The sequence below is a fragment of the Paraburkholderia phenazinium genome, assembly GCF_900100735.1.
Classification (GTDB): Bacteria; Pseudomonadota; Gammaproteobacteria; order Burkholderiales; family Burkholderiaceae; genus Paraburkholderia; species Paraburkholderia phenazinia.
Genome location: NZ_FNCJ01000022.1, coordinates 1 through 26,295 on the forward strand (window position 1 = coordinate 1; position 26,295 = coordinate 26,295).

Genomic DNA, 26,295 nt, shown 5'->3' on the forward strand with positions numbered 1-26,295 from the left:
TTGCCCGCCACGTATCGGCCGTCAGTGTCTTTTACCCAGGCAAGGTCCGGAATGTTGTCGAGGATCGCGGCCATCTGTGCGTTCGCGCTGCGGAGTTCGGCTGCATGCTGCTGGAGTCCCTCGAACATGATGTTGAGTGCGTCGACCAATTGATCCAGTTCATCAGGCTTGCGCCGTGTCCGGCTTAAGCGCAATGGCGCCATCGCAATGCCCGGTGTGCGTCCTCGCAGCGTCGCGGCAATATCGACGAGATGGCGCGTCGCGAGCCTGTGAACTATAAACAGGATGAACAACGCGACCAGAAACGTTTTCGCCGCGTTGCTCACGAGAATCACCAACACCTGGCGTAACAGATCGCGATAGATGTCCGTCAGGCTAGCCTCAAGATGCAGGATCCCGATCTGGTGCCGGTCGTTGTCACAGCAATAGACGGGAAACTCCCTGACGACCGCGTTCTTGACCGGTACAGAACCTCGGAAAACCGTCAGCGGATTCGCGGCCTGCGTTTCGCGGACTTCGACATAACGTATCAGGGGTAGGTGGAGCATGCCGTCGAGCTGCCCCTCCAACTGTTTGCTATCGAGAGCCCACAGCGCGTTGCCGAGACCTGGTGCATAGCCTTCCTCAATTTCATTGAAGCGGTTCTGCAATCCTGTCACCTCAACCTGGTAACTTAGCAATAGCTGAACGACGGTCACCACCAACGTAACCATCGTACTGAACAGCAATACGCGGCCCAATAGGGCGACCGCGATTCCGCTGCGTGGCGTACTGAAAGTTTTGGCCAACGAGCCAGTATGCGTAGCCAGCAAGATCAGCTCCCGGTAAGAGGGCCATCGTGACAACAATTTTCATGCCGCCGGTACGGGTCACGGGACCGATTGGGTATCGACCAGGCGCAACGGACCCGACGATCTGCAACTGTAGTGCGCGAGGCTGCTCTGGAGCGCTTACTAGTGGTAGTTCGCCAATACCGCACGAATCGCCGGATCATTCAGGTTGTTCGGCGTCACGGTCACCACGTCGACGAATACTTTGGGGCGGGGCGGATGGCCCTGCAAAGCCCCAACCAATGCTTCGACCGCACGATAACCCATACGGTAAGGATCCTGCACGATATCGGCATAAATGACGCCATGCTTGAGTCCATCCATGAATTCAGGGCGCCAGTCGAATACGACCAGGTGCGGACGATCGCCGACCGCCCTGGCTTCAACGACTCGCAGGGCGCCATAGGCGATTGGCTCGGCCGGTGCGAAAACGGCATCGAGGTGGCCCGCATCGGCACTCAAGGCCTTGGCGATCAATTCCTCCGCATCACGGGGCCGGTACCCCACGTAGGTATCAACCACTACATCCCATCCTTCTTCCCGCGCAATGCTTAGAAACCCGTTTTCGCGCTCGGTCGTGGAACTGATGTTCGGTGCGAGCCGCAGCACTGCAACCCTCGCGCCCTTTCGCAGGACGGGCACAAGACTGAGCGCCGCCTTTTTGCCTGCGCCGAAATTGTCTGTATAAACGGTCGAGATGCCGTTGTAATCGGTAGTGTCCCGATCGACCAGGACCAGAGGGACGGGGATCGAAACGGGGGTTTTCCCCTGGAGGGGCTCAGGCACCAGGACAATGCCGGCCACGCCTTGCTGTACCAGGTAATCGATGATGCGCAACTGGAGGTTGGATGTGTCGAGCGACGTCCCGTCAGAAGGGTTGCGCATCAGGAGCTGGACATGCTGATCGTCGGCCGCCCGTTCGATTCCCTTGATCATCGCCTGGAAGAAGACAAGCGACGATCCGGCCAATACGACACCTATCTTGGCGGCGTACGCAGTTGGCAACATTCCGGCCAATACGGCAAACAGTACAACGAGCCTCAAGACCCTACGCATGATGGCCACCTCACGGCGCCGGGACGCACCGCTCGCCCGCTAGGGGAAAGGCACGAGGATCTGGTACGCAGCAGTCACTACACCTTGCCGATCTCACTTCACCATCCTTGGTCTCATCTTGTACAACTTTTCAGACGTAGTTTCGCGTTGATCGGAGCGGCTATCGACCCTGTCGATGACCCCGGATCGCTCATGTGTGAGACGACTATCTTCGCGCTTGTACGGAGGTGAGGTCAAGCTGGTCAAAACACGGGCCGCGCAGCAAGGATTCAGGATTTCCTCACTGCATTTTCATCAAAGCCCTACCATTCGAGGCTTGTACCAATGATTTAAACTGTAGCAGTAAGCGTCTTCCGCGGTTCAGGTGAAGGCATGACGCTGCAAGCACAGACCGTGCAGCTGATCCAACCATGACCCGACCGAACCTGTTTAACCATGACGCCTGAACTAAGCTCGATGTCTGAACGCATCGATGAGCAAGCTGATTCGCCACGCCCGCATTCGACAAACCGGTATGCGCGCCTGCTTCCCTGGGCCGTTGCGCTTCTGTCGATACTTGTCTTTCTCATTGCCGCGCCGTTTGCGAAGACACCACTGCCTCAAGTGCCCGCATTTATCCCTGTATACGAATCGGCACTGATCCTTAACGATCTGATTACCTCGGTTCTTCTGTTTGGCCAGTGTGTCATCGCACGTTCGAGGGCACTTGGCGCATTGGCCTGCGCCTATCTGTACACATCCGCGATCGCCCTTCTTCACATGTTGAGCTTTCCCGGCTTGTTTTCGCCAACAGGACTCCTGAATGCGGGACCGCAAAGCACGGCCTGGATATACATGTTCTGGCATGCCGGGTTTCCGTGCTTCGTCATTGCCTATGCGCTGCTGAAAGACAAGAAACAGCCCCGGGCGATGAACGGCACTATCGGAGCTGGCAGGCTGATGTTGGTCGTCGGCGCTGTGCTTTGCCTCGCCGCGGGAATGGCTGGCCTCGCAATAGCAGGAGAAAGCCTGCTGCCTGAAGTCATACAGAACAACCATTACTCGCCGGCAATGCGATGGGTAGCGGGAACAACCTGGGGATTCTGTCTCCTTGCCTTTGCGGTGCTATACCGACAAAGACACCGTTCGACAATCGACCTGTGGCTCATGGTCGTGATGTGCGTCTGGATTTGCGACGTCGCTCTGAGTGCCGTGTTCAATGGAGGGCGCTACGACCTCGGGTTCTATGTCGGACGATTCTATGGCATGTGCGCAGCCAGCTTCGTGCTGCTGTTGCTGTTGGTCGAAAATACGTTTCTTCATTCGCGACTTGCTGCAGCACTTGACGAGTTGAAACGGCTTGCTACGACAGATCCGCTGACGGGCGTCGCCAATCGCCGCGCCTTTGACGCCGCGCTGGCGGCGCACTGGCAACGCGGCGTCCACGACCGCTCGACATTGTCGTTGCTGATGATCGACATCGACTTCTTCAAACGTTTCAACGACCGCTATGGCCACGTCGAAGGCGACCGATGTCTCGTGCTCGTTGCCGAATGCCTCGCGCGGACCGTACGGCGCGGAAACGATCTGGTTGCACGCTACGGTGGCGAAGAGTTCGTGGTTCTGTTGCCGGAGACCGATACGGTGGCGGCGGCTCACGTCGGCCAGCGGATGTGCGACGCGGTGCTCGAGCTTGCAATTCCCCATGGCGATTTACCACATATGCCCCACGTCTCGATCAGTGTCGGCGTCGCCAGCCGGGTCATCGAAACGGGCGTTGAGATGACGGATCTGACCAAGGCTGCCGATCACGCGCTCTATCTGGCAAAAGCTGCGGGGCGTGGCCGGGTCGATATCGCACTCATGGATCAATAACGCTGGCACAATCGTGCCACGGCATGCCGGCCGGAAACCGGCGAGGACGAATTTAAAAATGCATACCACAGATCGCCAGCTTGTTATCGACGTAACGACGAAGGTAACGGTGAAGCAAGACGGGAGCGTGACGACCACGGTCGAGCACGTAGACGACGCGCTTGGAGCCGACAGAACGCAAATGTTCCGCGATTTTGCCGCACAGGAAAACCTGGATTTGACGAGCCAAGATCAAATTGAGGCCGTGGCCGGCCAGTTTGTCGAAAAATTTGGACCGACGCTTCCGTAGGCCACGATCCCAATTCAATGGACGCCACCGCGCTACAAACGATGTCGTCCTCTCCAAGATAGGCACCGGACTGCACTTCGATGAGTTCCAGCTAGTGTTGCAGTGAAATTTCGACGCGCCGGTTACTTGCTCGCCCTTCGGCCGTCGTGTTGGAAGCGACGGGCTCGGGCGTCGGTGCAGGCGGCACACCGCATTGGAATACGAGTCTTCCGGGATCGACGCCATCGCGGAACGGTTTGGTCGAATCGACAGTTCGCACTGGCTCGTCGCCGCACATGCGCCTGGCGACCTTCATGCAGGTCGCCTGGCTGGAAAATATGCCGTGACAGTCGACCTGGTATGTCCGCACGCCGTCCCTTGGCTGCAACTCATAGGCGTTGAACGTCGGGCCGGAAGCGCTGGAGCAGGCTGCCAGAGACAGCGCGGACAGAATAGGTGCGAGATGGAGAATCTTCACTGTAATGCTCCGGAAAATCTGTGTGTAGAAGCCAAGCTCGCGCGTTGACGCGAGCTGGTTCGCTCGTATTTCTTGAGACCGGCAAGGCCCGTCCGATCCTGTGCTGACCGATTGACAGGACGGGCACGCACTGCCGGGTATGGGTTCGAGACGCCCCGTTTCGCAGTCACTTCCACTGATGCAGCATGCCTGCGCCCACGACTCGCTGGCTTCCGCTGAAGCCGCCATTCATCGTCGCCTTCAGGTTCTCGGTGATACGAGCCTGCATGCCGACCGCCATCGCCTTCTGACCTAAAAAAGTCGCCGTGCCGACACCCATCGCGAAATTCGAGTCGCGATCCATGTGCGGAATCGACGCCATCGCAGCGGTCGCAGCAATCCCCTCGCGCGCCATCGAGTCCGTTTGCTGGATCTGTTGCTGCATCTGGCCGACCTGGTTGCTCAGATTGTTCACCGACGTCGACAGTGCGGTCGATACTGCATTCAACTGGTTGAGGTTGACCGCGTCGGTTCCTTCCGTACCTGCCGCCACGTTGACAACCTGCCGGTTCGACGAAGCCGAGCCCACCGCCAGCACATTCGAGCGTCCGCCGTCGTCGCTGCCCGTGCCGATCGACGTCGATCCAGCACCACTCGACGTCGCCCCGGCACCGATCGCGGTCGAGCCATTGCCGGTTGCATGCGAGTTGTTGCCGACCGCGGTGCTGCTGGAACCGGACGCCACCGACCCCGATCTGCCTGCCGATGAGTTCGAACCCGTAGGGCCCGGCAGACCGCTGGAACTGCCAGAATTGGACGAGAACGATCCGCCATTGTTGGTCGTCCGTTGATTGATCAAAGTAGTCAACTGGGTTGCCACCGAATCCAGTTGGGAGACGTTGACCGCATCGGTTCCGCTACGCCCTGCGGCGAGACCGGTAATCTGCCGATTGCCGACATTGACTTCGCCCGCCGACGACTGCGGGCTGCTCAACCCGTACGCGATGTAGTTGGTCAATGCACCTACCGTCGTCAGCGACCCTGCGCCGAGCGCCACGCCACCAGGCGCGGTCGAATCGACGATTGCGCCGTTCCCGATGCCCACACCATTGTTGCCGTTCACCACAGTCGTCGGGCCGACCGCCACCGACTCGGCGCCCACGGCGAGCGAATCAGCTTGCGCCGAATTTGCATGGAAATACATTTGTCCCGTCACTGCGAACGACGACAGCGCGCCGGCAAGCTGACGCACCGTGACTGCATCCTGCGACTGCGTACCGTCGGCGACGTTGGTCAATTGCCGGTAGGTGTTCGTCGTCGCATCGCCAAACGACACGGCGCCGAGCAGGGTTCCATCCGACGTATTGAACGGAATCGAGTGACTACCGACCGCAATCGAGCCGACCCCCGACAGAATCGCCCGATCCGACACCGATTCGGAGCCGATCGCGACACCGCCGGCGACCGTCACGTTCGACTGCGCGCCGAGCGCGAGGCCGTTCGCCGACGCCGCCTGCGCACCGTTTCCGGCTGCAAGGCTACTCGCTCCGCCCGCGACAGCCTGCGGGCCGATCGCGACACTGTCGGTACCTAGTGCCTGACTGTCCGCTGCGGTGGAATTCGCGTGAAAATACTCGATGCCCTGCGAATTGATGTTGTCGATGACCGAGCCAACGCTGTTGTTGACCGTGGTTGTGCCGTTCGCGTTGTACGTCGTATAGGTCGGCGCTGAGATTGTGCCGGTCGACGGGTTGTAGGTCGCACCGCCGCCGAGTGCCGCGGCAGTGCCGTTGCCCAGATTGTTCACGTTCGTCGTGATCGAGCCGACACTCGTCGACACAAGCCCGTCGACAGTGAGCCGATGCCGGTCGAAGTCGACGTGGAAAGCGACGCGACCGCGCTGTTCGCCGTCGAAAGGCCGGTCGATGTGGATGTCGACAGCGCATTGATCGCCTGATTCGCCGCATACAATTGCGAGCCGTTGATGGCATCCGTGCTCGTCGAACTGATCCGTCCTGCCGCCACGTTGGTGATCTGGCGCTCGCTACCCGGGGCGCCGACGCTTACGACACTCGCAGGATTCGTTCCCTGAAAATTGTACGTCGTGCCGCCGATCGTCGCGCTTGCGGTGGGATTCGGCGCGGCGGTCACAGAGCCCGAACCCAGCGCGACGTCTCCCGCATTGTTGGCCACCGCGGAAGCGCCGAATGCGACCGCGCCAGCCGCGGCAGCCGTCGAGGCGTTGCCGAGCGCGACCGAACCCTGCCCCTGGGCATTGTTCGAATTGCCGATCGCCACAGCGCCGTTGCCATTTGCCGTGTTGTTCGCGCCCGCCGTCACCGCGCCGGTGCCGATTGAACTGTTCGGATCACCGATCGCCACGGCGCCATTGCCGCTCGCCGTTTGCCCGTCACCGAGCGCAACTGCACCCGTGCCGGACGTCACTTGCGAATCGTGGCCGCCTGCCAACGAACCCACGCCGGCGGCAGCAGCGACTGTGCTGCTGTCGCCGAAGGCGACCGTGGAAGCGGCAAGCGCCTGTGCGCCATTTCCGAGGGCAAGGGAATTGGTTCCGCTTGCATTGGAATTAACAGCAAAGGCGGTTGCGCCCTGCCCGCTTGCAGTCGCGGACGCCCCAATGGCAACCGCAGATGTACCCGTTGCAGCCGAGGAAGCGCCTATCGCGAGTCCGTTGATCGTGCTGGCTGCCGCTGCATCACCAATCGCGATTGCAGAGGCCGCCGACGCGCTCGATTGTCCGCCGACGGCAATCGCATTGCTGCCCGATGCCACAGCACCTGCGGTGGCGTTACCGCCCAGCGCCACTGCACCGGCCGCGGAGGCTCGCACCGCCGTAGCGGCCGTGGCGCCGCCGACACCAATTGCCACCGCATCGGTGCCAGTCGCTTGCGACCAGGTGCCAAGGGCCGTGGAGTCCGCCCCCGATGCGGTGGCGACGGTACCCACGGCCGTGCCCCATGTTCCGGTGGCGGTCGACGCAAGGCCGAGTGCCGTACTGCCCTGCCCGGTGGCGGTCGAGCCATTGCCCAGAGCAGTCGCTTCGAAGGTACTGCCACCGCCCGGCAGCGACGTGCCCGAAGCACCGGCCGCATTGGCATTTGCGCCGATGGCGATCGGCGAGCCACCGGCGCCCGAAGCGGCAGCCCGGGCGTTGGAGCCTATCGCGATACTGGAACCGGAGGTACTGCTAGCCGTCGCGCCAGGACCAATGGCGACCGTAGTCGCGTCCAGAGCCTGCGCTGCTGCCCCCATGGCGAGAGCGTTAAGTCCATCCGCAACGGAGTTAACGCCAAAGGCTATTGCCGACTGACCGTTGGCGGCGGCTGCCTGGCCGAGTGCGAGAGCGTTAAGACCAGTCGCGTTCGAAAAAACACCGATCGCCATCCCATTGAGGCCATTGGTGAAATTGCTATAACCGATAGAAATCGAGGCATTGCCGTTTGCAGTAGTGGACGTGCCCAGTGCAACCGAATCCTGGCCGTTCGCCACTGCGCCGTTCCCTACGGCTGTAGCACTCGCCGCGGACGCCGTTGCACTCCCGCCCACCGCCGTGGCCCCGGTAGCGCTGGCCGTGGATAGAAAGCCCACACACGAAGAACTACCGTTATAGAAGTTATAGGGTGATGTAGAGCAACTCACCTGCGCCTCCGCTTGCGCGCACCATCCACCCAGGCCCATCAACAATAGTACGGTGACGACGCGTGAATCAGGACCGTGCAGAGTAGAAGCGCCCTGCTCGCCACGCTGATCATTTTGCCCTCCGCATACGGTGGCCTCGGCCCCCGACCTGCCCTTGCCGCACGACTTGTTCAGCTCCGACACGGCTACAAAGGCACCTAGAGCCTTATTCCAGATCGACCGATATACCTTGTTCATATTTTTCCCATTCGATATTTTTAGCAACCACCCCACATATCGCAAGGATGGCGAAATATAAAAATCGAAATGAATTTGTTAGCGCTACGTTGCTTTATTGTGCGGAACTGCATTTACTTTCGACTGATGTCTATGCTTAGATATCCTAAGTCATGACGTGCGCCATCCTCCTTCAAACAGGCATCACATTAGAAACGTATTGATGAGGGGCCGCTGGACCGTTTCTATTGTCTGGCATTCTGGCCGTGCAGACTGCAGCAGGCCGTTAGCTTATGAAGGTCCGCAGGGCCACAAGATATCGATGTCAATTGCGTGAAAGAGCGCTAATTTTCTACCTAAATTCAATCGTTGGCTTGGCAAACGTTTGCCTTTCACTTCACGGCCCGGGAAAAACCTCATGATTGACAGTCCTCCATGAAGTATTGCGATTGCGCTCTCGGCACGACATGGCAAACGCTCCAGCGCCGCACGCCAAGCGTCATATTTTCTGTATCAGCAACGAGTTGCGCACTATGTGAACCGATTACCGGGAAATGCGTGCGTCGACGTGGACTTTTCGTGACGACAAGTAAGGAAAGGTAAGTTCCATTAAGTATTTGATGAAACTTTCGCATAGGTATTTTCACTTGTCCATAGAAACCCCATGAGTATCATGAGAATATTTATATATTTAACAACGTCTCCGATCATCATTAGGAAAACATTTGATATCAATTAAGGATTAACTGACATAAGAATAAAGAAATGCTTATCGAAATCGCTTTTATGTCGGAAAGATTTGTGTTGGTGTGCTGCCAGCCGCCTCGTCTGCTCGGTAGTTCAGTAGAGAAAACAACTGTCTCGCGCAAACCGTGCGACGCGGTCTGCGCAGCGGCCTGACCGCAACTACCTGGCTCCAGGCACCGCGCGACGCAGAGCGCCATCCATTCGGAGGGAATGCCTAACAAAAAATAAGGAAATCCTGAATATCAAGCCGCGGCACATGTACACGAGGCTGGCGGGTGCTTCCAGAGTGGCTGCGCAATCCTTTGCGCGCCTCGTGCCAGCACATCTTCCCCAGGTAAAGAGAATCGCCAAAGCTGCCGTTAATCATTCAGAGGAGGACCGTGCCTGACAGGTGAAGGTGGGCTAGCTGGTCGCAGTCTCAAACCCGTTCGCTAGAACCACCATGATACGTACCGCACTTTCGTCCATGTCGATCAGTCGACGCTTCGGTATTCAGGCCACGGTCGTCTTTGTTCCCATCCTGATGTTGTTCTGCTGGCTCTTCGCCCACGAGTGGTCTGCCTACACAAAGGCCGACGAGGCGCTCGACAGCTTTCAATCGTTCCGCCTGACGCTGCTCGCGATGGAGAAGGTCTCCGCGTAACGCGGGCCGACCAACGGGGTGCTCGGAGAAGACTTGCCGATTCCGGCAGAGCGCGCCGCCGCGCTGCAGCGGGCGCGCCACGAAAGCGATAGACAGATCGCCTTGCTGGCCGATTCGCTGAGCAGGGACCATTGTTCGCATTGTTCCAGCGAACTCGGCACCGTGAGCGCATTACAGGTCGATCTGGCCGCTGCGCGGCTCAACGTCGATCAACTTGCCCGTCTCGCGCGAGCGCAACGCGGCGATCACGCGTTGCAGGACGCGGGGAACCGGATGATAGCGATCATCCCCGAGTTCCTGCAGACGAACAGCTCGCCATCGAACGTACGCGCGGCCGTATCGAGCAGTTGCGCGCCATGATCGACGCGCGCAGCCTTACCCTCAGCGCCTCGGATCCGCAAGCGCTCGCCGCGATGAACGAGCAATACTTCGGGATCGGCCTGCGCTACGTTGCCAGCGTGCGTGCCCTCGCCCTCCAACCCGGCGGCGCAGACATCTCGACCGCCCAGTTTGCGCAACACTACGTACCCACCATGCGGGCCATTACCGGCTTTCGCGACAGCGTGATCGGTCTTGCGCAAGGCGAACTCCGTGAAAACCGCCAGAGTGCGCTTCTCACTCTGGCCGGCGCGGGTCTCGCCGAAACCGCGCTACTCGCCGTGCTGATCTGGATGGTCGCGGGGTTCATGCGCCATGTGATCGGCCCGTTCGTTCAGGCCACCGGCATTATCGACGCGATTGCCCGCGACGATCTGGCCACGGAGATCCCCGAGGTGTCTGCATCGCGTTTTCTGCGGATCTTAATGCGGATGGCTTCGACGTCACTGCGACTCTAAAGCGTGCGGACCGCATGCTCTGCGAGGCGAAACTGGCCGGGCGCAACTGCGTCATGGCCGATACGGGCGACGCCCTGGACGAACCGCACAGCGCGCTCGGCCTCTGACGCCGTCACAGCGGCCGGCTTCTGCGCCGCTCACCAGAATCTCTCACACAGCCCCCCCTTCACATCTCGCTCACGGCGACTCAAATTCGCCGGCGCATCGCGCACCGGGCACGAGCCTTTCCTACCATCGGGTCTCAATAATGACCGATTGACGACACACCAACGCTGCTCTCTCGGCGCAGGAGATGCCATGAAAAAAATTCTCGACTACGTTCCTTATCTCTCCCGCCCATCAACCCAGGCAGCCGCAACAGAGCAGCCACCCGCGCCACCGCCCAAAGCTCGCACACGCAAAACCTCGGCGCTGCCGGGCGCGCTGCGCGAGTTGATGGACCAGGTCACCGCACGGCCGAAAATCAAGGCAGCCAGGCAGCTCAGCAACGACCATCTGACAACGCTCCTCGATCGGGACGATCTGCGCGGCGGGCGAAACATACGGGCGATGCAACGCGAGGCGCGCAAACGCAACCTGCCGCCGCTTCACCAGTCGGCGCCCGAAACGCCGGTACAGCGCCCGGCGCCGAGCCAGGCGGCTCTCTCCATTGCCCCACCCAATGGCCCTGTCATCGACCCAGACACCGGAGCACTCGACACAGCACGTCTGCGGCAAACGGTTAGCGCACTCAGCGACGCCCTACCCGCGGTACCTGACCACATTGCCCCTCGGCACCAGAAGACGGGCAACCAGTTGCGCAACCGGCTGATGGAAGAGCTGAGCGCCATCGACACACTCGCGGCAGACAACCCAAGTCTGCGTCCCGACCAGCTCGGCCTGGCCGTGCGAGACCAGTTCGCCAAAGCCTCGCGCACCGCGAGCGTGCTGGCACGCTACCTCGATCGCCAGCTCGTTGCCGGTAACGGCGCGCGCCCGGACGCAGCGTCCTACTTCATGATTGCCGGCCTACTGACGGAATTGAAGCGCACGCATCTGAGCGCGGCGGCACACGACATCGGCAACGAGTATGCGCAACGCGAAGTCCAGAACCTCGAGCGCGCGGCGCCGGGCATCAGTCAAGGCATCTCCGGCCCGAATGTCGCCACCACCACCAGCGTTAACCTCGCCTATGCACCGCTTCACGCGCACAGTGCGCTGACGGTGCAGGCTGGCGTGAGCGGCGGTGCGACGCTGTTCGCGGACGACGATCGCGACATCGACTTCTGGACCTCGTACGGCGTCTCGCTCAAAGCGGGTATCGGCGGCACATTCCGCAAGCTGTCCAACTGGGCCGGACAGACCTCGGGCCAGGTCAGCTACAGCGGTGGTGGCACGTACTTCGAACACGACGACCTGCACGAACTGGTCAAGCTGATCGCCAACCTCGACGCGAACCGCTCCTGGATCCGCTCCGCCGGTCCGAAAACCCGCAGGCTCGTGCACAACATGGAGCAGCTTCGCAACGACATCGCACGCTTTGTCGGGCGTAACTACACGCCTGCGGCGGGGCGTCCCTATTACCTCAACGACGGCAAAATCGCGAAAGGTTTCAACGCCTTCAAGATGAGCCTGCTGTCGATGGCGCTCGACCAGCACCTGGGCCACGACCACTTCGGCAAACTGATCGCCGCTGCGTACCCATCGGCCGGCGACGTACTGCGGCAACGGCTGGCCGAGCAGGATCCGCTGCCCGCGGCGCCGCGGCGCGACGTACCCGATTCGGTCGCTTACGCGGACCGTCTGGTGGCGTTCCGCGAGACGACCGTAAGCGGTGACGCGAACCTCAGCAAGGCAACCGGCGGCAGCACTGATCTCGAAGCGGCCGGCACCTTCGACGCGAATCTCAGGGGCGATCTGATGCAGTTCTTCACCGAGACAACCAACCCGCCCCATCAACTGCTCGACCCCGGCTATCACAAGGATTTCAAGGCCACCTTCGACCTGCATCGCCAGCTCGATGCGCTGTGCGGCACGCCTGCACCGCCCCAGCTGCACCTCTATGACACCATGCGCCGCGGCTTGAGCGCAGCCGGCGCCGACGCGCAGACACCGCTCATTTCTGCGCACGAACAGTTGCTGTTTGGCGACGCAGCGAGTGTGCCTGCGCAGTTCCTGCATGCCATCGGGCAGCCTGGGCCACAACCGCTCGAGCGCGCGGCCGCGCACGCTGAGATCCTCACGGGTATGTACCGCAGTTTCATCGACGACAGCCAGGCCCTGCTAGCTCGCAACGACCGCTTCATGCCCCCTGAGCAACGCGCGGAACTGCGCGCAGCCCGAGCCGAAGCGTTCGCGCGTATCAACGACGAAATCTGGGGCGGTCGCTACCCGCATTCCGAAGCGAAGGCGCTCGCCAATCCCAAGGAGTTCATCGGCCGTAGCTATGGCAACATCAGTCTCGCGCTCGGCTGCGTCGGCACCCACATCGCGATCCTCAAGCAGCAGAGCACGCGCGAGGCCGATCCCGGCCAGGCGAGCGCTATCGAGCACGCCGACAGCCGCTATAACACGGTACGCACGCTGCTCGACCGGCTCTACCTGCCGCTCAAGAAATACGATGTCCAGAAGAACGGCCCGCTGAAAGACGCCGCGATCTGGGAGCGCTGGGACGCCGCGCTAAAGCTGCAGGCTTCCGGTGGGGCACAGTCGAATACGCTCGGCGCCATACTCGGCCGCGCGAAGAAATCGCTCGGCCCAGTTTCGATCACGAACGACGCCGGCGAGGTCACGGCCAGTGCCGAGATCAAGGTCATGAAAGCAACTCGGCAGGTGAACCCAGGCCGTCTCGGCACCTTCTGGCAGATCACGCTGACTGCCCAAGGCGGGGCGCCGCTGCTGGGCAGCATGCTGGAAAAAGCGGTCCGCAAAGCCGTCGAACGACTCAACGCAAGCCTCGCGACCGATACCCCGAAGATCGATCCGGCAGACGCGCTTCGCCAGGTGCAAGGACTCGCGCTAGACGTAAGCGACGGCAGCAGCATCGTAATGAAGTTCCGTCAGGCGCCGGGCCTGTCGCCCCGCGCGACCGACCTGCAGTACATTCGCGTGCTCGGCAACAAGAGCAGTGGCCTAGCGGTCTCTGTGTCCCTGCCCACCCACGCGGGCACCTTTACGCCGGCGCTTTCCTATGCCGACAGCAGCCAGGGTTTCGAAGGCGAGATCATCGGGCCTGACCTGAGCTACCTGATGATGCAGCACCCGAAGCTCGCCGCGGTGCTCGATCAGGCACCCGGCGGCGACCCTCGCGAACTGAAACAGTTGTTCAACGCGAACCCGCATGTGCGCAACGCCTATTTCGGACACCCGCAGACCATTGTCGACGTGGTGTCGCGCTATGCCGACTACCTGCAAGCGAAAGACGCAGCAGCCGCGCGCGGCCAGTCGCTCGAAAGCGCGCCTATGGTCAACGAATTTCAGCGCTACTATGCCTCCGAGCCGTTTGCCCGGGTGGCCCAGATTGCCCGAGAAGTGGCAAGCCATGCACCGGGAACGGCAGCCGACGGAGCCGCGCCGGTCGAATCGCAACTGCCGCTCAGCACTGACATCGAGATCGGCGATGTGGATCTCGATGCGGCACGCAGCCGCTTGCAGACGCTCGGCACGCTCGGCACGCTCGAGCAGCGGGTCGACTACTTCTGCGGCGAGGGCCGTGCGCTGCTCGACACCTTTGCGGCAATCGTCAGCAACACGAGGGCCATCAACTCGGCTGCGCTGTTTCACGTCGAGCCGCGCAACATGGGCATTCAGACCCGCTTGCGGGACGAAGCGACGCTGCGCCGGCAATAACTGAGCAAACTTAGAGCAAGCAGGATTCCTCTGGTCGCGCGAGCGTTCCACCACAGAGCGGAACGCTCACCGACACCGTGGTTCCGGCACCGGGTGCGCTATCTATCCGCAACCAAGCGCCAATCAGACGGGCGCGCTCGCTCATGCTCAATAGTCCGTACGAGTATCCATTGCGCGCCGTGTCGGGGTCGAATCCACCGCCGTTGTCGTTGATATGCAGATCGAAGCCACGTTCGTTGATGTTGAGGGTGACATGGACGCAAGTGGCCCGCGAGTGACGGGTCACGTTGGTCAGCGATTCCTGCACGATGCGGAACACCGCCGTTGCGTGCGCTTCCGCAAGCACCGGTTCGCTGCCGTTCATGCGAAACTGACAGGGAATGCCGTTACGTCGCGCGAAATCGTCAGTAAGCCATTCAAGCGCTGAAGTGAGACCGAAATTGAGTGCGGCGGGACGCAAATCGTTGGCGACGTTGCGTACCATCCAGATCGTCTGGTCGACAAGCACGCGCATGTCGGCCACTTTCTCGAGCAGGTCCGGCGCCGTCAGACGCATCTTGAGCAGCGACACATCCATCTTGAGCGCCGTCAACAACTGCCCCAATTCGTCGTGGATTTCCAGTGCGATGCGCTTTCTCTCGTCTTCGCGTGTCGCCTCCATGTACGCGCCGAACTCGCGCAGTGTCTCGCGCGACTCGCCGCGTTCCCGCTCATCGGTCCGTGCACTCAGGTCATGGCGCGCCTGAGCAAGCTCCCCGGTGAGTTGGGCGACGCGTGCATTGAGCTCGTCGCGAATCATATGTGAGCAATAGAGACGGGTGCCCATTGCATTGAACGCCAGCACGACGCGGTCGAGTTCGTCGAGCGTCGCACTGCGGCGGCGGACCAGATCGAGCGAACGCGGCGCGTGCTGATAGTCTGAGCTGTCGGCGGCATGCGCGATAGCGCGCAGATGCTGCATGAGGAGCCGATTCGTCAGATAGATGACGAACAGTCCCACCGAGAAAGTGGCGGCCCCGTGGATCGCGAGGAGTTTCGCCGCAGCGCGTGCGAGTTCGACACCACTGCGGTGATCGCCGAACACCTGCAATGCCGTCAACCCTAACGTCACCAGCCCGCTAAACGCGAAAGCAAACACATACAGCCGCAAGGCCACTCTGCGCCGGATCACGGCGCATCACCACCCTTGACCACCGGCTCCACAAAGCGCACGCCCTGTGCCGTCCGCAACGCGCTGACCTGCCGTTCAACGTCGCCGGGCGTGGCCACTGGGGCGAGCGAATACACGCCGTTTTCGCCCGGACCGCCAACAATCTGTAGATGCAGCGGCACGAGCAGCGCCTGCAGTTGTCCTGCCGGCATCGTCGCGTCGACAACCAACCGAATGGTCGCGAGCGCGGTAGATCGATCCGGCGTCGACAAGGTGCGATAAACCGACACGGCAGGGCTACTGCCGCGCGACGGTGCACCGAACATCACCAGTCCCGTGGTCTCGAGCAGCACGAGCGCGGCGAGGCCATAGGTCACCCATGCCCGGCGGCCATGCGGCGTCCAGCGCGCATTCGCCGCCGCCCGCGGCAACGGCCGCGCCTGTTCGTCGATCTGGTGCAACAGATGCGCGATCCCTTGTTCGACCGGTGGCCCGGTCGGCACTTCGACGTTCATCTGCACATGGATGTCAAGCTGACGGGCGTACTCCCCGCGACACGACGTGCAGTCGCGCAGATGGGTTTCCACCGTGTCACGTTCATCCGCCGATGCAGTACCGTTCACGTACCACGGCAGCAGTTCCCAGACCTGCAGGTGTGCGCGTTCGTCAAAGAGTGAGGTTGTATTCATGATTCGTCCCCGGCAAAGCCGGCGAGCCCCGGCATGACATTGCGCAACTTCACGCGTGCATGAAACATTCTGGCCTTCACGGTGCTCACCGGTGCGGTTGTGATCTCCGCGATTTCTTCCAACGAATGCCCCATCACATAAGCAAGCTCCAACACCAGCCGATGCTCAGGCGACAAGCGCATGAGCCCTTTGGCCACCCAATCCGCGAGTTCGTGGTCGGCAAACGGTTCGCTCGCGCGCTCGTCGTGTTCCCCATGCAGCGGTTCATGCGACAGCCCACCCTGACGCAACGCCTTGAGCGTCACCCGATAGGCAATGCCCATCAGCCACGTCGACACGCGCGCCTGGCCACGAAACTCAGAGGCCTTTTGCCAGACAATCAGGAAGGTGTCGTTGATGACTTCCTCGATAACGTCGTCGCGGCGCGTAAAGCGGCCAAGAAAACGCACCAGCCGCCGGTGGTACTCGCGGTAAAGCGCGGCGAGCGCACCCTTGTCCTGCGCCATCACACGCTCGATCAACGCCATGTCGTCGGCGTCGACGCTGCGCGCGGTGCTTGAACTTCGCCTTGAAGCAACTTGATTAGTCAGCATGGTGCGGTCCGCAATCGGCCAGAACGGCATGATTTTCTCTACACCGTGGGTTCCCTCCTCCGCGAGAAAAGTTGCGGGACGGTGCGAAAAAATTTCTAGTGGTCACTTTGCGTACAACAGCACACGGTCGCGAATAGGCAACACCTGATTTTATGGTAAGGATTTCCCTATAACGAGGCCGTCACGAGCATGCAAAAGCCTTGATACGCCGGGATTCGTTCGTCAGGTTACGCCGCGTTACACGCCGGTAGTGCTCTTGCTCGGCATGAATCGAATTGAACGGCCAGCGTCACTTACGGGCAATAGACTTCATCCGATGAGGTGAGGCGCGGCGCGTCCGAGTGCGCCGTTCGTACCGACTGGCCAACCGGCTGGTCGTGACCGTTGATCGAAACGGCTTCGAGAGAGCACGCTTCGATTCAATCGTTGCCGGCGCAGCGGCTACCACGCCGCAGCACCGGCAGACATAGCGAACCAGCCCCAGACACATGGCCGAAGGCTGGGCAAATGGGAGAAGAACGTGCGATTTGCTCTTGTGACCGAAGACCGCTTGTTGACTAGCAGCCTTGTCGAATGCTTCAGCGAAGACGCGATCTCCATCGAGCCATTCGACGGAGAATTGCCGCTGTTGCGTAACATGCGTACGACACCCTACGACCTCGTACTCATCGATGCGAAGAACAATTCGATGCTGGTCAATTCACTGCTGTCCTGGCGCAATTGCAATGCAGACCTGTGCACGCCGGTCATCGTACTCACTCCGTTCTCGAACTGGTCGGCCATGCTGCGCTGGGTCAACGCGGGCGCCACGGATGTCGCCAACCGCTTCGATCTCGAGCAGATCCGCCTGCGCACACACGTCGTGATCCGGCGCGAGACCCAGGACACAGGGGAGGATTCCATCGCACTCGGTGGCTACGAATTGCGGCGCGACCTCGGCACGCTGTCATGCGACGGCATCGACATTGCGATGACGCCGCGCGAGTTTGCGATGGCGTGGCTGTTCTTCTCGAACCCCGGCAAGTTTCTAAGCCGCGCACAGATTGCCGGAGGCGTCTGGGGCTCTTGCGAGAACGTCGCCGCACGCTCTATCGAGCAGCACATCTATAAGCTGCGCAAAAAATTGAGTCTGTCCAGCAACTCGACGCTGACGCTAAAGACCGTGTACGCGCTCGGCTACAAGCTCGATGTCGCGACGCCTGAGATCGCGGCGAAAGCGACGGACATGGCAAATATGGCGGATACCTCGCTACAGCTAACCGCAACGGCTACTTCCGTGCCACTGCCGCCGCCTGCCCAGCTGCACGCCAACTACGCAAAACTGCTCGCCTAGCACGCCTGATTTCCCGTCACCCGGATCGCCGCTGCAGTTGTCACTGCCGCGGCGGCGCTTCTTCCTGCTCTCTTCCCGCTCGACTCGATACGACACGCGTGCGGCCCTGCCCTTGCCTGTGCCGAGTAATTTCGCGCTAGTCGCGCACAGTTCGCCGCGCCGCGCGTCGTCGCTGCGGACGAACGATATCGTTGGAAGTGAACGATGCGTCGCACGGCTGCTCCATTTCGGAGTGGACTCACGGCGTGTCGTCGCGCGGCGAAAATCGGCCCGCCCTGTGGGAGGGCCTGGTTCATCCTCACACGACGAGGTCATCCATGAGTCTATCAATCGACAGTTCCCTCGGCGCTTCCTCCTCGCTCTCGCTCGATCCGTCGAGCAGCTCGCAGTCGGGAAGCGGCAGCGCCGCCCAGATCGAACAGATCCTGGCGGAAGTCCTTCAAATGATCGAACAGATGTTGCAGCAAACGATCGCCACGCAAAACCAGCAAACCGGTCTCGACCCGAACGGCGGCGGCCAGTCGGACGGCGGCTCGCCGGCCAGCGCAGGCAGCGGCGGCGGTGGTGGCGGCGGCCCGAGCGGCGCCGGCGGTCCGAGCGATGCCGGTGGTCCGAGCAGCGCCGGAGGCCCTGACGCAAGCAGCGGCGCAAGCGGCGCGGACAACTCACAGATGTCGCAGCTAGAATCCATGCTGCAGCAAATCATTCAGATGCTCCAGCAACTCGAACAGTCGCAGTCAGGCGGCCAGTCGGGAGCAGGCGCGGCGAGCCCAAGCGGTGCGGGCAACTCGCAGACCTCGCAGCTCGAAACCATGCTGCAGGAAATCATGCAGATGCTCCAGCAGCTCGAGCAGTCGCAATCAGGCGGTGGCCAACCGGGTGCAGGCCAAGGCGGCGGCGGCTCGGGTGGCGGCGCAAGTGGTGCAGGCGGTGCAGGCGGCGCAGGTGGTCCAGGCAACGCCAGCGGTCCCGGCGCCAGCGGTGGCCCGAGCGACCCGGGCAATGCCAACGGTGCGGGCAACTCGCAAGCGTCCCAGATCGATTCGATGCTGCAGGAGATCACCCAGATGCTCCAGCAACTCGAACAGTCGCAGTCAGGCGGCCAGTCGGGATCGGGACAAGGCGGCGGCCAGGGTCAAAGCCCGAATGCGTTGCAGATGCTGGGCGAAATCACGCAGATGCTGCAGCAACTGATGCAGCAACAAAAGAGCCCGTCGGGCGCCTCGGGGGTTTGACGTACTCGTTTGAAAAGCCGGCGCGTTGCGCCGGCTCAGACTGCTGACTAACCCCACGTTTTTCGGAGCGTGGGGTTTTGTTTTTTCAGGCCAAAGTTAGTGCTGCCCGAACTTTACCGCGACATCGTTACTGCTACAAAACGGCGTTGACCGGGTGGTCATACTTGTTGGTGACCCGCGCCTACGTGCTCTGCCCTCCTGTGTAATGAGAAAGATCACCTTATCTTCGGCGACGCTCACCGCCGGCCATCCATTACGTGTCATAAACGCCAGACAGGCCCGATTTTCCGCATCCACTATTCCCAGCACTTCCGGCTGGATGCTAAACAGCCATTCGAGCGCGGGCTCCCACAGCCATGCCCAGCGTCCGTGATACTCGGGCAGCACCGCGATGTGGGCATATCCATTGTTGAAAATGATCCCCCCTATGGGCTTCTCATCGTATATGAAGCCGATCGAGGGACAACTCTTGTAATAGTCAATGAACATCTCTTTGGTGAAGACCTGCCGCACATCCTTGTGGGTCACCGCGAGCTGGGCCGCGTCCGCCTCGTAATAAACAGCCAGATCCGCATGGTCCGCAAGCCGCAGTCGCCTCCTTACCGTGTGCTCTCGCATTTCCGCGTGCACTTCCTGACTGCAACTTAGCGTGTGGGGAGTTGAAGGTGAATCCATGTCGTTCGTCTCAATTCGAAAATCGATACCTTACGGACGCAGCTCCAGTACGAATCCCGTGCTGCCAAACCAGATTGCTATCACGCTAAATGGGCAAGACGTTATCCATGGCGTGAGAGGCGAAACTGTGGGTCGACGAGCGAACAGATTCGCGTCACTCACGCTAACGATGAACCCCAGACTTCGCGCAGTCCGCCATGTCGTCGAGCGCGGTCGCACCGATTCATTTCGCGGCGGTCGCGCACAGTTCGCCACGCTCCTGATCGCGGCAGCCGGTCCCCGTTATCGTTAGAGCAGAGCGATGCGTCGCACGGCGGCTCCATCCCGTAGCGGAAGGACTCATGGCGCATCGTCGCGCGGCGAAGATCCGGCCACCTGCGGGAGGCCCGGATTCCAGTGAAAGCCAGCCGCCTGTACTGGCTTTCCCCATTTCAAGCGAACGACCTGACTTAAAGGAACTACCATGGGTGCAATCAAACACGCATTCGAACACCTCGGGCACGATATCGGCGATGTCGCGAAGGACGTCGGCAAGGGGCTGGAAACCGCCGGCAAGGACATTGCAAAAGTCGGCAAAGGGATCGCTGAGGGTGTCGAAACCGTCGGCAAGACGCTGGGCAAAGACGCGCTCGATACCGCGGAGGCCACGCTGCAATCCGCTGACGCGTTGATCCACGGTCATCTGCAGCAGGCCTTGAACAAGGCGCTGCAGGCCGGCGACGACGTGGTGAAGACCGGCTCCGACCTCGGTTCCGCCGGGACCGAGGCCACGCTCGATTCGCTTGGGGACATGCATTTGAGCAAGAAGCTGGACAACGCGGTGGGCAAGGTCAACAAAGCATTCAACGGGGTGAGAAACGACGTCACCAAGAGCGTCGACCAGGTGGCGAGCCAGGTGGTCAGCGGCACCGAAGGCGCCATCAAAGGCACCGTCGACGCCGTCAACGACGCGGCCCACGGCAAGTGGGGTGCGGCCGCCGGCGCGCTCGGCGGCGCGACCATGGATGCGCTCAACGTCGCCTCCGACCTCACCCCCGAAGGGGCAGCCGCAGCGATCGGCACGCAGGCACTGATGAACGCGCACATCGGCAACGCCCAGATCGATTCGGCGATCGGCGGCGCGCTGCACGGCAACGTCACGCAGATGGCCAAAGGCGTCGTCAAGAACGTGGCCGAGACCGAAGTCGGCGACAAGGTCCAGCAGGGCTTGTCCGATGTTGCCGCGAAGGTGATGCCGCAAGGCGGCGGTTCGAGCGAAGACACCGCACTCGCCGCGGCGGGGCTGGGTATCGCCGCCGGCGCACTGGGCGACGGCCTGGGTTCGTCCGGTTCGAAACACTCGCACGGCGAATCGGCCGGCGGCAGTTCGTACTCGTTTGCGGCGTTTGGGCGTTCCGGCAAAAGCTCAGCTCATGCGGGCAAAGCGGAAGGCAGGGAGTCGAAGGAAGCGAAGCACGAAAAGAAAGAGGACGCCGACGACAATGCACAAGATGCCGCCAATAACACCGCCAACAACGCAAGCAGCACCGCGCTTGCGCAGGCAGGCGGCGGCGATACGCAGCTCGAGCAGGAACTGATGCTCGAGAACTTTCTCATGCAGGCCGGCATGGGTAGCGGCGGTGGCGCCCAAAAGCGTCGTGCCGAACTGAGTGCGGATAGCTGAGGGCGCGACCCGCGATTGGCGATCCTGATCCCGATTGACATCCCGATCGCCACCGCGGGAAATGCAACGACAGAAACCCGAGCAGCGCAAAAAGGACCGGTCCGATCAGAACCGGTCCTTTTTTATGGCCTCGCTTTTTATGGCCTCGTTACGAACCAGAGGGACAATCGCTGCACGCGGCGGCCGGTGCCTGGGCCTGTTCCGGCGTTGCCGGGACAATGCGGGGCGTGAGCAGAAAGAGGCGCTGAAACTTCTGGCCCTGGTGCGACTTGTACTGGAACAGCTTGCCGATCAGCGGGAGTTTCGACAGGCCCGGCACGCCCGACGTGCTGCTGTCGTCCTGATCGACCGTGTACCCGGCAATCAGCAGACTCTGCCCTTCGTTGATCAGCGCCTGCGTATCGATCGTGCTGTTGCTGACCACCGGCAGTTGTCCCACGACCTGCGTGGTCAACTGGCCATCTTCGATATGCACGTCGAGCCGGATCTGCGGCGTCGCCGGGTCGGCGACGATGCTCGGCAGCACTCGTAGCGACACCCCCGCGGACACGCTGTACAGATCGCCGGACTGGTAGCCCTGCACCGGCACATAGAACGTCTGCTTGTTGTCCATCACGGCTTCGATATTGTCGAGCGTCGCCACCTTCGGGTTGGCGGTGATGCGCGCGTTATCGCTCTGTTCCAGCGCGCTGATGCGGCTTAGCAGATAGCGCCCCGCTCCACCGATCACCGCAGTCAGCACCGCGCCGCTCGGCGTGGCGAGCACTCCGGCCGTGGTCGTATCGTTCGGGTTGCCGAAACCCTGCGGATTGAGCGATCCCGGGTTAGACGCCTGCGTGGACTGCCCATTGCCCGTTTCGAAGTCGAGGTGGCCCGAATGCAGTCGCCAGTCGACCCCGAGCTGCTTGAGTCCAGTCTCGGTGATCTCGATGATGCTGGCGTCGATCTCCACGACACCGGGACGCCGGTCGAGCGACGCAATCAGCTTCTCGAAGCCGGGCATGGCCTCGGCGCGTGCGCGAATCAGAATCGCATTGTTGCGCGCATCGGCCTGGATCACCGGGTCCGCGGCATGCGGCGCGCCACTTGCCCCATCCACGTCAGCCTGCGGCGCATCGGTCGGCAAGCCCGGCGACGCGCCGCCATCCCCTTGACGATAACCGGCCGGCAGCGGCGGATTATTAACCGTATGATCGGCGGCGCCTGCGCCGAACAGGCCCGGCAGCGTCGGAATCGGAGCGGCGCTGGCGGCACGCCCGCCGCCGTCCGCTGCGGCCGTATCGAGGCCGTGCATCTTGTAGGCGTCGGCGCGCGCCGCAGTCGAGGCGTGCGCGACGTTCGCTCCCGCGCTGTCTGGATACATGCTGCGCAGCACCGAGGCCACGCCGGGCAAGTTCACCGCCTGGCCGTTGATGGTCAGCGAGCGGTCGGTCGCCCACGCATAGTGCAACGGGAAGGTACGGATTTCCGGCTCGTCGGCTCGCGCCACGTCGCGGTCGATCAGATGCGCGACGTCGGTCGCGAGTTCGACCATGCGCGGTGGCCCCGAGACAATCGCCGTACCCGTATCGTCGTCATAGAGCACCGGAAAGCGCGGATCGGTGACGCCCAGGCGAGCCAGTGCGCGCCGCAGGTCGCCAGCCGACGCATGCACTAAACCAATCGTCGCGCTACGCGCCTCGTTCGGGCCCGAGACCCGCAACACCGACCCGTCGTAGTACCAGATAAAGCCAAACGAATCCGCCATGCGGTCGAGAAAACGCTGCGGCGTTTCGTCGAAACGGCCCGTGACGGTGCCGTCCACCTGCGGTGAGATCCACGTCATGACGTTTTCACTCGCGCCAAGATCGCGCAGCACTTCCTTGAGGTCCTTGTGGTCGGCGACGTACTGGAAATGCCCTTCTTTCCAAGGAATCGGCCGCGCCTGCGCCGGCTGGGGCGCGAGGCACGCAGCGGCGAGCAATGCGCCTGCCAGGGCGCCGAGATGCGGCACGCGGCGCGCCGGGCGCGAGTTGCGTTGACGGAGATTCATGAGGCTGCTCCAGGCGGGATCCGCGCCATTACCGTGCATGAGCGACGATGGTTTCGGACGGGGATTCGTCGAAGTACTTGCGATAGCCTTTGGCGAGCGTCGAGCGGCTCGTCAGGCCCCAGCGCGCCGCGGTATCGTAGATCGTCGCGGCCGGGCCGTGGTCGTCGAGCAGATCTTCACGGATGCCTTCGAGCCGCAGCGCCCGAATCAGTCCACACGGCGTCACGCCGAGTGCGCGCTTGAAGACCAGCTGGATGGTGCGCATCGTTACGTTCAGTTCGGCGGCGACCTCGCGGGTCGTCAGGTCCTGGCGGTCGATGTTCTCCACAATATAGCGGTACGCGCGCCGGTATTTGGCAGGCAGCCGTGCCGACACGTCGTCGCTGGCGGCGCCTGCCCGCTGGCGTGGGCCGTTCGCCGCGCGCAGCGGCGGCGCTTCGCTGCGTAGGCAGCGTAACGCTTCGACGGTGTAGTGCGAATAGAACTTCAGCGCGTCTGCCGGATTGCCGCGGTATGCGGCGACCTTCGCCATGCAGTACAGGTAATCGAAATTGCGGCGCTGCTCGTCGGCGTTACCCGTCAACATCCGGTCGACCAGGTCCGCGGCAACCTCGTCGAGGCCACCGGCGAGCGCCGCCAGCAGCATGTCGAGGCTCGCATGGAAGGTCTGGCGGGTCGTGGCGGGAGCGCCGCAGCCGCGGCGCGCGCGTGTCGTCAGCACTTGTGCGGACCAGTTGCGCTCGCCGTTGGCGAGGCGCTCCATGCAGTCCAGGTCTTCGATACGTTGTGCCATCAACGCGTCGCGGCACGCAATCGCTGTCGCGGGCTCGATACGCGCACGAACGTTCGCGCCGAGCGCAGCACATACCAGCGCAGACTGCCAGAACGCGTGGTCATTCAGTGCGCGGGCCGAACGAATTTTCAGCCGCACCTCGAATTCCTGCGCGAGCAGATCGATGACCAGGCGGAAACGCGGCTCGGTATGCGCATCGGCCAGTTCCGCTGCTGCCAGCAGGGCGTCGTCGGCCGCATTCTGCTGGGCCAACTGGTGGTGGGCGAGTGCGAGGCCCACGTATGCCTCGATGCGCTGCTCGACCTGCGCATCCGTTTCTCCGGTAATGCGCGCAAAGCTGCGCTGCGCGACGCCAAGGCGCGCGCGCATCAGTGAGATCCAGCCCGTGTTGCGGCACGACTGCACGCGCAGTTGCTGGTCATCTTTCCAGATCATCTTCTGGGCTCGGCGATAGTATTCTTCGGCCTCCTCTGGGTTGTCTAGCAAGAGCGAAACGTCGGCAAGCGCCGTCAATTCTTCGTTGCCCCGCTCACGTGAGCTGGCCGGCGCGTGCGCGCCGATCTCGGCAGCATCGTCGACGACGCAATAAGCTCGGGAGAAGTCCCCGTCGAGAATGGCCGCCGCATAGCGCGGCTGGCAATCGCGGAAACGGAATGCAGACAACAACGCCAGATAGACCGTCGGATACATAGCTCAACACTCACGCGAAATTGCCCCGTCTGATTGCGGTCGACCAGGCTTGAACCGGGCAGTGGCGGCGTCGCAAGCCAACGATAAACACGCCTCTGTTGAAATGATGTTAGCCGCGCGAGCGGTGCACAGTTTCAACAATCTCACCGGCAATCACAACAATACTCACCGCGTGATTTGAGGGGTAGTTGATGAGGATTGAGAGGAAATCAACGCGGCGCGGCGCCACCTGCGGGCGCTGCCAGCGCAGCGGCCTCGTGCATGAACGTGTCGAGGCGCAGTGCGCTCGTCACCTGCTGCGCAAACACCCCCACGAGGAAGATGAGCATCAGCAGCCCGATCGCGCCGCGAATCGGCTGGCTGAGCGACGACGGTTCGAGCTTCTCAGCCGCACGCGCCAGCACGCCGATAGACAGATCGACGCACACGAGCGCGAGCATCACCGGCATGCCGAGCTTCACGGTAGCCGTCATGATCGAGTCCGTGCGCGCGATGATGAACGACTCCGCCACGTCGGTCATCGACGGCGTCAACGACACGAGCGGCCACCACTTGAACGATTCGAACAACGCCCCGAGCATGAACATCATGCCGCCGGCCACGTAGAACAACGTGACGGCCAACTGCAGCAGTGTGTTCGAAATCGGCGTGCTCTGATCGCCACGCAGTGGATTTGTCATCTGCACGTTGTTGTAGCCCGCGAGATCGTCGATCAGCGTGCCGGTGCATTGGGCGATCCAGAACACGCTCGAGGCCGCGTAGCCGAGCACGGCGCCGAGGAACATTTCCTTGACCGACAGCAGTAGCATCTGTGCGGAGCCCAGGTCATCGAAATGGTGCGCGGGCTGCGCCGCAGCAATGAAAATCGCAAACAGATAGATCACGCCATTGCGGGCGATACCCGGCAGCATGTCGCCGCTCGTCGCAGGCAGGATCTGGAACACCACGGCAATCCGTACGCCGCTCAGCGCAAGCGTTAAAAACAGTCCTTCGTATTCCTTGAACAGATCGGCAAGCGCATGGGCCGCCATCATTGCATCGGGCATC

16 protein-coding genes and 4 pseudogenes are annotated in these 26,295 nt (G+C 61.8%); 9 read left to right on the forward strand and 11 right to left on the reverse strand.

Features of this window, described 5'->3' with window-relative positions:
• A pseudogene (locus tag BLQ92_RS32920) lies at positions 1-812 on the reverse strand (hypothetical protein); the annotation flags it as partial.
• 141 nt (positions 813-953) lie between these two features.
• The gene (locus BLQ92_RS32925) at positions 954-1,886 is read right to left on the reverse strand and encodes a substrate-binding domain-containing protein (RefSeq protein ID WP_090693078.1); all 933 of its coding nucleotides are present in this window, start codon (positions 1,884-1,886) and stop codon (positions 954-956) included.
• Between the two features lie 456 nt (positions 1,887-2,342).
• On the opposite strand from BLQ92_RS32925, the gene BLQ92_RS32930 reads away from it, so the two are divergent.
• Together BLQ92_RS32930 and BLQ92_RS32935 are read left to right on the forward strand one after the other, a co-directional pair.
• On the forward strand, positions 2,343-3,740 hold the full coding sequence (locus BLQ92_RS32930) for a sensor domain-containing diguanylate cyclase (protein WP_244106226.1): 1,398 nt from the start codon (positions 2,343-2,345) through the stop codon (positions 3,738-3,740).
• Between the two features lie 58 nt (positions 3,741-3,798).
• Entirely contained in the window at positions 3,799-4,029 is a 231-nt protein-coding gene (locus BLQ92_RS32935) for a hypothetical protein (protein ID WP_090692695.1), read from the forward strand.
• A gap of 154 nt (positions 4,030-4,183) precedes the next feature.
• Here BLQ92_RS32935 and BLQ92_RS41285 read toward each other — a convergent pair.
• Positions 4,184-4,486: pseudogene (locus BLQ92_RS41285) on the reverse strand (OmpA family protein); the annotation flags it as partial.
• A gap of 166 nt (positions 4,487-4,652) precedes the next feature.
• Positions 4,653-8,362 (reverse strand): annotated as a pseudogene (locus BLQ92_RS41520) (YadA-like family protein).
• 1,192 nt (positions 8,363-9,554) lie between these two features.
• Between BLQ92_RS41520 and BLQ92_RS40280 the strand changes: the two are divergent.
• From BLQ92_RS40280 to BLQ92_RS32960, 4 genes are all read left to right on the forward strand, one after another.
• Entirely contained in the window at positions 9,555-9,731 is a 177-nt protein-coding gene (locus BLQ92_RS40280) for a hypothetical protein (protein WP_175772388.1), read from the forward strand.
• Positions 9,732-9,764: 33 nt separating this feature from the next.
• A complete protein-coding gene (locus BLQ92_RS32950; RefSeq protein WP_143016717.1) occupies positions 9,765-10,091 on the forward strand; it encodes a hypothetical protein in 327 nt (108 codons plus the stop codon).
• Positions 10,088-10,567: a hypothetical protein gene (locus BLQ92_RS32955; protein ID WP_090692706.1), complete on the forward strand. Its 480-nt coding sequence runs from the start codon at positions 10,088-10,090 to the stop codon at positions 10,565-10,567. Before BLQ92_RS32950 ends, BLQ92_RS32955 begins: the two co-directional genes overlap by 4 nt.
• Before the next feature lie 297 nt (positions 10,568-10,864).
• Positions 10,865-14,395, forward strand: coding sequence for a hypothetical protein (locus BLQ92_RS32960; RefSeq protein WP_090692709.1), 3,531 nt, complete (start codon positions 10,865-10,867; stop codon positions 14,393-14,395).
• Between the two features lie 10 nt (positions 14,396-14,405).
• Here BLQ92_RS32960 and BLQ92_RS32965 read toward each other — a convergent pair.
• The 3 genes and pseudogenes from BLQ92_RS32965 to BLQ92_RS32975 form a co-directional block, all read right to left on the reverse strand.
• Positions 14,406-15,107, reverse strand: a pseudogene (locus BLQ92_RS32965) (sensor histidine kinase); the annotation flags it as partial.
• 455 nt (positions 15,108-15,562) lie between these two features.
• Positions 15,563-16,234 carry a zf-HC2 domain-containing protein gene (locus BLQ92_RS32970; protein WP_090692712.1) on the reverse strand — a complete coding sequence of 224 codons (672 nt, stop codon included), beginning with the start codon at positions 16,232-16,234 and terminating at the stop codon, positions 15,563-15,565.
• The gene (locus tag BLQ92_RS32975; RefSeq protein ID WP_090693085.1) at positions 16,231-16,827 is read right to left on the reverse strand and encodes an RNA polymerase sigma factor; all 597 of its coding nucleotides are present in this window, start codon (positions 16,825-16,827) and stop codon (positions 16,231-16,233) included. The genes BLQ92_RS32970 and BLQ92_RS32975 overlap by 4 nt, the downstream gene beginning before the upstream one ends.
• A gap of 520 nt (positions 16,828-17,347) precedes the next feature.
• Here BLQ92_RS32975 and BLQ92_RS32980 point away from each other — a divergent pair.
• Positions 17,348-18,160, forward strand: coding sequence for a response regulator transcription factor (locus BLQ92_RS32980; RefSeq protein ID WP_143016718.1), 813 nt, complete (start codon positions 17,348-17,350; stop codon positions 18,158-18,160).
• A 317-nt stretch (positions 18,161-18,477) separates the two neighbouring features.
• On the forward strand, positions 18,478-19,395 hold the full coding sequence (locus tag BLQ92_RS40285) for a hypothetical protein (RefSeq protein ID WP_175772386.1): 918 nt from the start codon (positions 18,478-18,480) through the stop codon (positions 19,393-19,395).
• Between the two features lie 96 nt (positions 19,396-19,491).
• On the opposite strand, the gene BLQ92_RS32995 is transcribed toward BLQ92_RS40285, so the two are convergent.
• Positions 19,492-20,070, reverse strand: a complete 579-nt coding sequence (locus BLQ92_RS32995) for a GNAT family N-acetyltransferase (RefSeq protein ID WP_143016720.1) — start codon at positions 20,068-20,070, stop codon at positions 19,492-19,494.
• Positions 20,071-20,533: 463 nt separating this feature from the next.
• On the opposite strand from BLQ92_RS32995, the gene BLQ92_RS33000 reads away from it, so the two are divergent.
• The gene (locus BLQ92_RS33000; protein WP_090692731.1) at positions 20,534-21,733 is read left to right on the forward strand and encodes a hypothetical protein; all 1,200 of its coding nucleotides are present in this window, start codon (positions 20,534-20,536) and stop codon (positions 21,731-21,733) included.
• A gap of 148 nt (positions 21,734-21,881) precedes the next feature.
• Here the strand turns inward: BLQ92_RS33000 and sctC are convergent, their stop codons facing one another.
• The 3 genes from sctC to sctT form a co-directional block, all read right to left on the reverse strand.
• Positions 21,882-23,765 (reverse strand): type III secretion system outer membrane ring subunit SctC, encoded by a 1,884-nt coding sequence (gene sctC / locus BLQ92_RS33005; protein ID WP_090692734.1) that lies wholly within the window; start codon positions 23,763-23,765, stop codon positions 21,882-21,884.
• A 28-nt stretch (positions 23,766-23,793) separates the two neighbouring features.
• Positions 23,794-25,248 carry a helix-turn-helix transcriptional regulator gene (locus BLQ92_RS33010; RefSeq protein WP_090692738.1) on the reverse strand — a complete coding sequence of 485 codons (1,455 nt, stop codon included), beginning with the start codon at positions 25,246-25,248 and terminating at the stop codon, positions 23,794-23,796.
• 209 nt (positions 25,249-25,457) lie between these two features.
• Positions 25,458-26,294, reverse strand: a complete 837-nt coding sequence (gene sctT / locus BLQ92_RS33015; protein ID WP_208449356.1) for a type III secretion system export apparatus subunit SctT — start codon at positions 26,292-26,294, stop codon at positions 25,458-25,460.
• Between the last annotated feature and the right edge of the window lies 1 nt (position 26,295).

What these genes read in the sequence shown, in the direction of transcription:
- BLQ92_RS33000 (WP_090692731.1), top strand. Translation starts at nt 20,534, where the DNA reads ATGGGTGCAATCAAACACGCATTCGAACACCTCGGGCACGATATCGGC.
- sctC (WP_090692734.1), bottom strand. Translation starts at nt 23,765, where the DNA reads ATGAATCTCCGTCAACGCAACTCGCGCCCGGCGCGCCGCGTGCCGCAT.
- BLQ92_RS32930 (WP_244106226.1), top strand. Translation starts at nt 2,343, where the DNA reads ATGTCTGAACGCATCGATGAGCAAGCTGATTCGCCACGCCCGCATTCG.
- BLQ92_RS32925 (WP_090693078.1), bottom strand. Translation starts at nt 1,886, where the DNA reads ATGCGTAGGGTCTTGAGGCTCGTTGTACTGTTTGCCGTATTGGCCGGA.
- BLQ92_RS32995 (WP_143016720.1), bottom strand. Translation starts at nt 20,070, where the DNA reads ATGGATTCACCTTCAACTCCCCACACGCTAAGTTGCAGTCAGGAAGTG.
- BLQ92_RS32935 (WP_090692695.1), top strand. Translation starts at nt 3,799, where the DNA reads ATGCATACCACAGATCGCCAGCTTGTTATCGACGTAACGACGAAGGTA.
- BLQ92_RS32975 (WP_090693085.1), bottom strand. Translation starts at nt 16,827, where the DNA reads ATGCTGACTAATCAAGTTGCTTCAAGGCGAAGTTCAAGCACCGCGCGC.
- sctT (WP_208449356.1), bottom strand. Translation starts at nt 26,294, where the DNA reads ATGCCCGATGCAATGATGGCGGCCCATGCGCTTGCCGATCTGTTCAAG.
- BLQ92_RS33010 (WP_090692738.1), bottom strand. Translation starts at nt 25,248, where the DNA reads ATGTATCCGACGGTCTATCTGGCGTTGTTGTCTGCATTCCGTTTCCGC.
- BLQ92_RS32970 (WP_090692712.1), bottom strand. Translation starts at nt 16,234, where the DNA reads ATGAATACAACCTCACTCTTTGACGAACGCGCACACCTGCAGGTCTGG.
- BLQ92_RS40285 (WP_175772386.1), top strand. Translation starts at nt 18,478, where the DNA reads ATGAGTCTATCAATCGACAGTTCCCTCGGCGCTTCCTCCTCGCTCTCG.
- BLQ92_RS40280 (WP_175772388.1), top strand. Translation starts at nt 9,555, where the DNA reads ATGTCGATCAGTCGACGCTTCGGTATTCAGGCCACGGTCGTCTTTGTT.
- BLQ92_RS32955 (WP_090692706.1), top strand. Translation starts at nt 10,088, where the DNA reads ATGATCGACGCGCGCAGCCTTACCCTCAGCGCCTCGGATCCGCAAGCG.
- BLQ92_RS32960 (WP_090692709.1), top strand. Translation starts at nt 10,865, where the DNA reads ATGAAAAAAATTCTCGACTACGTTCCTTATCTCTCCCGCCCATCAACC.